At 71.5% G+C, this 7,231-nt stretch carries 6 protein-coding genes; all 6 read left to right on the forward strand.

Annotation, left to right across the window (positions count from 1 at the left end; all coding sequences use genetic code 11):
• A partial coding sequence (locus QLH51_RS19445) for a hypothetical protein (RefSeq protein ID WP_206429320.1) occupies positions 1-338 on the forward strand: 338 nt, incomplete at its 5' end.
• Positions 335-844, forward strand: a complete 510-nt coding sequence (locus QLH51_RS19450) for a chemotaxis protein CheW (protein WP_125662624.1) — start codon at positions 335-337, stop codon at positions 842-844. The genes QLH51_RS19445 and QLH51_RS19450, both read left to right, overlap by 4 nt.
• Positions 845-847: 3 nt before the next feature.
• The gene (locus QLH51_RS19455; protein ID WP_125662627.1) at positions 848-2,506 is read left to right on the forward strand and encodes a methyl-accepting chemotaxis protein; all 1,659 of its coding nucleotides are present in this window, start codon (positions 848-850) and stop codon (positions 2,504-2,506) included.
• Between the two features lie 16 nt (positions 2,507-2,522).
• Positions 2,523-4,523, forward strand: coding sequence for a hybrid sensor histidine kinase/response regulator (locus QLH51_RS19460; protein WP_125662630.1), 2,001 nt, complete (start codon positions 2,523-2,525; stop codon positions 4,521-4,523).
• A gap of 11 nt (positions 4,524-4,534) precedes the next feature.
• Positions 4,535-5,569 carry a chemotaxis protein CheB gene (locus QLH51_RS19465; protein WP_125662633.1) on the forward strand — a complete coding sequence of 345 codons (1,035 nt, stop codon included), beginning with the start codon at positions 4,535-4,537 and terminating at the stop codon, positions 5,567-5,569.
• Positions 5,566-7,218, forward strand: coding sequence for an ATP-binding protein (locus tag QLH51_RS19470; RefSeq protein WP_125662636.1), 1,653 nt, complete (start codon positions 5,566-5,568; stop codon positions 7,216-7,218). Before QLH51_RS19465 ends, QLH51_RS19470 begins: the two co-directional genes overlap by 4 nt.
• The last annotated feature ends 13 nt before the right edge of the window (positions 7,219-7,231 follow it).

Here is a 7,231-nt window from a genome sequence, read left to right on the forward strand (position 1 = left end):
AGCCCGCACCGGCACCGATCCCGTCGGTGACCCGCCCGCCCGATGCCGTCGCGCATTATTCCGCCGCGCTCGACGCACTGGCCCGCGGCGACAAGGACCGTGCCGAGCGCGCCTTTCGCGACGCGCTGTATCTCGACCGGTCGTTCGCCATGGCGCATTACCAGTTCGGCCATTACCTGCTGGCGCAGGGCCGCGATCCCGATGGCCGCCGCAGCCTGACCAACGCGCTGCGCGTCGCCGGCAGGCTCGACCCGGCGACCGAACTGGCCGAAGGCGACGGCATGACTGCGGGCGCGATGACCGCCGCCATCCGCCACGCGATCGGAAACCCCCGATGAGCGCGCCGCCGATCGTAGCCGACGGCCTCGACGCCGATGCGATCGCCGCGATCCTGCTCGCCCGCCAGCGTGCGCTGTCGCGGCCCCCGGCGGTCGCGCGCGCGCAGGAAACGCTGCTCGCCTTCGACCTCGGCGGCGTCACCCACGGCCTGCCGATCGACCGTGTCCGCTCGGTCGCGCCCCTGCCGAAGGTCACCCGCCTGCCCCATGCGCCCGCCGCCCTGCTGGGCCTCGTCGCATGGCGCGGCACCGTCGTGAACCTGTTCGCGCTCGCCGCCGTCCTCGGACGCGAGCCGAAGGCGTCCACGGCGATGATCGTCCTGCGCCACGACGCCCCGCGCATCGCGCTGGCGGTCGATGCGCTGGCCGGCGTCGTGACCGTGCCGCAGGACGACGCGCCACCGGCCCTCACCCGCCTCGTCGCGCAGGGGGACGGGCGGCTGACCCGCATCGACCCGGCTTCGCTGATCGAAACACTGCTCCCGTCCCGTCTTCAGGAAGGATAAGGATTGTCCGTCTCCACCCGGATCGCCGCCGGCTTCGCCGCGCTCACCGCGATCCTCCTCGCGCTCGGCGTCTATGCGCTCGTCCAGATCGGTGGCGTGCGCACCACCGTCGACCTGATCGTCGAACGCGACCTCACCTCGATGGAGGCGCTGAACCGCATAGACCACGCCCTGTCGCGCAAGGTCGAGCAGCGATCGGCGCTGGTCCAGTCGTTCCTGACCGGCAACAATGCCGGCGTGCGCGAGGCCACCACCGGCTGGCGCGCCGCGATCGACGAGGCGCAGCGCGGCATCGCCGAACAGGAGCGCGCGGCAGAGGCGTACCGCAACAATTCGGTGACCGGCACCCGGTCCGAACTGTGGGCGCGCATGGTGCGGCAGCTGGCCGATGCCGGGCGCGCGCTGGCCCAGACCCGCGCCGACGTCGAGACGCAGCTGACCGCCATCAACAACGGCGACCGCGCCGGGGTGCTGGCGATCGAGTCCGATATCGTGCGCGACCATGCCGGCACCGTCGCCCGCGTGAGCCAGGCGCGCGAGACGCTGAACGTCGCGATCGAAAAGGGGCGCGACGCCACCCGCGAAGTCTATAACGCCAGCCGCCTGTCGATCATCCTCGGCCTGATCGTCGCCATCGCCATCGCCATCGCCGTCGCGGGCACCACCCGCCGCTCGATCGTCCGTCCGCTCGACAATTTCATGGGGTTCGTCGGGCGGATCGGCGAAGGCGACCTGTCGACCACCACCGACGCCACCGGCAAGGACGAACTCGGCCGGCTCGGCCGCACGCTCAACGACATGGTCGGCGGTCTGCGCACCATCGCGACGCAGAACCGCGCGGCGACCAACGACCTGAACGCCGCCACCACCGAAATCCGCGCCTCGACGCAGGAACAGGCGGCGTCGGTCGAGGAACAGCTGGCCGCGGTGCAGGAAACCGCCGCCACCGTCGATGAGATCACGCACAGCGGCGCGCAGATCACCCGTCGCGCGCAGGAGGTGATCGCACAGGCACAGGCGACCGCACAGGTCAGCGACGCCGGACTGTCCGCCGTCGGCGACACCGCCCGCGCGATGGATGCGATCCGCGAACAGGCCGAAGCGGTCGCCGCCAACATCGTCGCCCTGTCGGAAAAAACGCAGGCGATCGGCGACATCATCGCCACCGTCAACGACGTGTCCGAACGCTCGCACCTCCTGGCGCTCAACGCCTCGATCGAGGCGGCGGCGGCCGGCGAACAGGGGCGCAGCTTCGCGATCGTCGCATCGGAAATGAAGCTGCTGGCCGATCAGGCAAAGGGCGCGACGCGCAACGTCCGCTCGATCCTCGGCGATATCCAGCGCGGCATCAATTCGTCGGTGATGCTGACCGAGGAAGCGGTCAAGCGCGTCGCATCGGGCAAGGAACGCACCGATGCCGGCCATGCCGCGATCGAGGAACTGGCCGCGCGCGTGCAGGAAAACGTGCAGACCTTCCAGCAGATCGTCGCCTCCACCAACCAGCAACAGATCGGCATCGAACAGGTCACCATCGCGCTGCAGAACATTCGCGAGGCATCGCAACAGACCGCCGCCTCCACCCGCCAGCTCGATCAGGCGGCAAGCGATCTGGGCGAATTGTCGCGCGCGCTGGTCGGGCTGACCGAACGCTACCGGCTCTGATACGGGACGGCGCGCGGTGGACGAGCTTCAGGCCGAACTGCTGGTGGCGTTCGCGTCGGAACTGGCCGAACATATGGCCGGCATCCGCGCGGCGCTCGCCGACGCCGATGCGGGCCGGCCGGTCGACCTGCGTGAATTCAGCCGCCGCGCGCACAGCCTGAAGGGCGCGGCGCGCGCCGTCGAACTGCCCGACAGCGAGGCGGCGGCGCACGAGGCCGAAGCGCTGCTCCTCGCCATCGAACGCGGCGACCGCGCGATGGACGCCGCCGCCATCGCCGACCTGCGCCGGCTGGCCGATGCGATCGAGGATGGCGCCGCCCCCGACACTCCGGACACCGGCGGCGACGCCGAACCCGAACGCCGCCTCGCCGTGTCGGGCAACCACGTCGAGCAACTGGGCCAGTCGCTCCACGTCATGGCGACGCAGATCGCCGAACAGGGGCAGGTCGCCGACCGGCTGAGCGGGCTTGCCGACGATCTCGCGGCACTCGCCCCCCTGCTCGCCACCGCCGGCGACAGCGAAGCCGCGCGCCGGATGCGGCAGGCGATCGGCGAACTCGACCGTATCCGCCGCCTCCATGGCCGGCTGCGCGACGCGCTCGACCGCTCCGGCACCGAACTGGAACGCGATGGCGAACGGCTGCTGCTGCAACCCGTCGCGACGCTGTTCGACGGATATGAACGCGCCGTCCGCGAACTCGCCGCTGCCGAGGGCAAGGATGCGCGCCTCGTCACGACCGATACCGATGGCGAGGCGGATCGCCGCGTGCTCAACGCCCTGCGCGACCCGCTGCTCCACGTCCTGCGCAACGCCGTGCGGCACGGCATCGAACCGCCCGATCGCCGTCGTGCGACGGGCAAGGAAGCGGGCGGCACGATCGCCATCGACACCCGGATCGATCGCGGGCGGATGACGATCACCATCCGCGACGACGGTGCCGGGCTGGACGATGCCGCCATCGTCCGTCGTGGCCGCGCCGCCGGGCTGATCGCACCCGACGCCCCGGCCCCGCGTGGCGCGGCGCTGCACGCCCTGCTGTTCGAACAGGGATTTTCGACCGCCGACCGGCTCGACGAGGTCGCCGGGCGCGGCATCGGCCTGTCGGTCGTGGCGGAGGTCGCACGGCGGCTGCACGGCACCGCCACGATCGCGCCGGCGCCCGGCGGCGGCACGATCGTCTCGATCGCAGTACCGGTGACGCTGACCCGCCGCACGCTGCTGCTCGTCGAGGTCGGGGACATGGTCTGCGCGCTGCCTGCCGACGCGGTGGCGCAGGTCCTGCGCGTCGACCCGGCCGACCTTGCGCCCAGCGGGTCCGACCTGCTGCTGCCGGTCGATGGCGATCCGCTGCCGGTGCTGTATCTGGCCGATGCGCTCGGCGTGGCCGCCGCCGAACCGGGCGCGCTGCTGCGCGCCGTCGTGATCGCCGCCGACGGCCTGCGCCGCGTGCTGATCGTCGACGACTTGCGCGACGTGCGGGCGCTGCTGGTGGGTGACGCAACCGCGATCGCCGCCGACCTGCCCATGCTGCTCGGCACCGTGCTGCTGAACGGAGAGGTCGTGCTGGTGCTCGACCCCGTCCACCTCGTGCGCGACCGCACCGCCGCCGCGCCCCGCCCGTTCGCCGTGCCGAACGCGGAAACGGGCGCGAAGACGATCCTCGTCGTCGACGATTCGATCACCACCCGTACGCTGGAACGCAGCATTCTCGAGGCGCAGGGATACCGCGTCCTGATCGAGGTCGACGGTCTGGCCGGGCTCGAACGGCTCCGCTCGGGGCTCGATGCGATCGACCTCGTCGTGGCGGACGTCGAAATGCCGCGCATGGACGGCTTCGGCTTGCTGGCCGCGATCCGGAACGATCCGGCGCTCCGATCTTTACCGGTCATCATGATGACCTCACGCAACAGCCCCGACGATATCGAACGCGGTCTTAGCCTCGGCGCCGACGCCTATGTGACCAAGCAGGATTTCGATCAGGGCATGTTGATCGGCGTCGTCCAGCAGTTGATCTGACCGCGATGCCGATGACCAGGCCACCCGCGCGTGTGATGATCGTGGAGGATTCGGGCGTCGTCCGGACCCTGTTGACGCACATTATCGACAGCGACCCGCGCCTCGCCGTCGCCGGCAGCTTCGCGACCGCCGAGGAAGCGATCGCCGCGCTGCCCGGCCTGCGACCCGACGTCATCTCGATGGACATCCGCCTGCCCGGTATCGACGGGCTGGAGGCGACGCGCCGGATCATGGCCGACCATCCGACGCCGATCGTCGTGATTTCCGCCAGCATGGACGGCGGGGCGATGGGCAACAGCATGGACGCGCTGCGGGCGGGCGCGCTGTCGGTCGTCGAAAAGCCGGTCGGGCTGGGCGATGCGGCCTATGCGCAGGTCGCGCACGAAATCCGCACCCAGCTGGCGATCATGAGCGAGGTGGCGGTCGTCCGCCGCCGGATGCACATCGCGGCGCCGGTCCCGGTCCAGCCGCCGCGCCAGCGTGCCGCGACGATGCTGCTGGTGGCGGCATCGACCGGCGGCCCGCCCGCCCTCGCCCGCCTGTTCGGCGCGCTGCCCGCCGACCTGCCGGTCCCGATATTGCTGGTCCAGCATATGGGCGCCAGCTTCATGGAAGGGTTCGCGAGCTGGCTCGACAGCGTGGTGCCGCAACGCGTGACGATCGCCCGCAGCGGCGACCTGCCCGTGGCGGGCACGATCCATGTGGCCCCCGGCGACGCGCATCTCGTCGTCGGGCGGGGCGGCACGCTGCGCGTCGCCGACGACGGGCCGGTCGGCGGACAACGCCCCTCCGCCACCCGCCTGATCGAAAGCGCCGCGGTCGCGCTCGACGGCGCGGCGCTCGCCGTGGTACTGACGGGAATGGGCGAGGACGGTGCAACCGGAGTCCGGGCGCTGCTGGCAGCGGGCGGACAGGCGGTGGCGGAGGACGCCAGCACGTCGGTCGTCTACGGCATGCCCGCCGCCGCGCAGCGCGCCGGCGCCCTTTCGCTCCCGCTCGACCTGATCGCGCCGCATGTCCGCCGCGTGCTGGAGCGGCAACGGTGAGCGACAGCGCGTCGATCCTGCTGATCGAGGATTCGGATACGCAGGCGCTGCAACTGCGCCGGATGTTCGAACGCGCGGGGCTGCGCGTCGATCGCACCCGCGATGCCGAAGCCGCGCTGGAAACGCTGAACCATGCCCGTCCCGACCTGCTGGTGGTCGATTACCGCCTGCCCGGCATGAACGGCGACGAACTGGTGCGGATCGTGCGCCAGACCGGGGCGACGCGGACGCTGCCGATCCTGATGCTGACCGGCGACGCCGCGTCCGACGTCGAACGCCAGGGGCTGGACAGCGGCGCGAACGCCTATGTGCCCAAGAGCGGCGGCGGCGAGCTGATCGTGTCGCGCGTCCGGTCGCTGCTGCGCCAGTCGCGTTCGCGCCCGGTCGACGAAGGCCCCGCCCCGGCGCTGCGCCAGCCGCGGCTGCTGCTGCTCGAACCGGTTGCGGGCGATCCCGACCGGCTGGTGGCGCAGCTGACCGCCGATGGCTACCAGCTGACCTGTGTCGACGACCTCGCCACCGCGCTCTCCGCGATCGATGGCGACAGTGCCGACGGCATCCTCGTGGTGGAGCGCGACGGGGCCACCCGCTTCGGCCTGACCGCGCAGCTCGACGGGCATCGCACCGAACGCACCAGCGGCGTCGCGCTGGTCGCGCTGACCGACGATGCCGCGCCGGCGACGATGCTGGCGGGCCTTGCCGCCGGGGCCGACGACGTCGTCTCGCGCGGGGCCGATGGCGACATGCTGCTGGTCCGCATCCGCGCGATCGTCCGGCGGAAACTGGCGCGCGACGAGGAAGCCGCCGGCATCGCCCGCGAACGCGCGCAGGCGATCGCGCTGGCGCAGGCGCGGGCCGAGGCGGATTCGGCCGAACGGCTGGCGCAGGCCAATGCCGAACTGGCCGGCGCCAACGCCCTGCTGCGCGAGACGCAGGCGCAACTGGTGCAGTCGGCCAAGATGGCGTCGCTGGGCGAACTGGTCGCCGGCATCGCGCACGAGATCAACAATCCGCTCGCCTTCATCCTCGCGCATCAGGCGACCGTCGAGCGCGCGGTGGCCGGGGCACGCGACGGCGACGACGCGACCCGTGCCGCGCTGCTGACCAGGGCATCGGACCGGTTGCAGTCGATCCGCTCGGGGCTGACCCGCATCCAGGAACTGGTGGTGAAGCTGCGCCGCTTCTCGCGCCTCGACGATGGAGAGGTGTCGCGGATCGACATACCCGACGCGATCGATGCGGTGCTGACGCTGCTCGCGCCGCGGCTGGGTACGGTGCGGGTGGTGCGCGCCTATGGGGCGACGCGGATGCTCGAATGTTCGGGCGCACTGGTGAACCAGGTCGTGATGAACATCGTCGCCAACGCCGCCGACGCGGTCGATCCGCAGGCCGGCGAGATCGCGATCACGACATCCGTCGGCGAGGGCCACTTCGTGATCCGCATCGACGACAACGGCCCCGGCATCCCGGAGGATCGCCGCGAACGCGTGTTCGAACCCTTCTTCACGACAAAGGACGTCGGGTCGGGCACCGGCCTCGGCCTCGCCATCGCCTACGGCGTGGTTCGCTCGCACGGCGGCACCATCGCCATCACCCGCGCCCCGTCCGGCGGCGCTTCGTTTAACATCCGCATCCCGGAACACCCCTGATGCCCCCCCACCC

The organism is Sphingomonas sp. 2R-10, assembly GCF_030062225.1.
Taxonomy (GTDB): domain Bacteria; phylum Pseudomonadota; class Alphaproteobacteria; order Sphingomonadales; family Sphingomonadaceae; genus Sphingomonas.

What these genes read in the sequence shown, in the direction of transcription:
- QLH51_RS19450 (WP_125662624.1), top strand. Translation starts at nt 335, where the DNA reads ATGAGCGCGCCGCCGATCGTAGCCGACGGCCTCGACGCCGATGCGATC.
- QLH51_RS19465 (WP_125662633.1), top strand. Translation starts at nt 4,535, where the DNA reads ATGACCAGGCCACCCGCGCGTGTGATGATCGTGGAGGATTCGGGCGTC.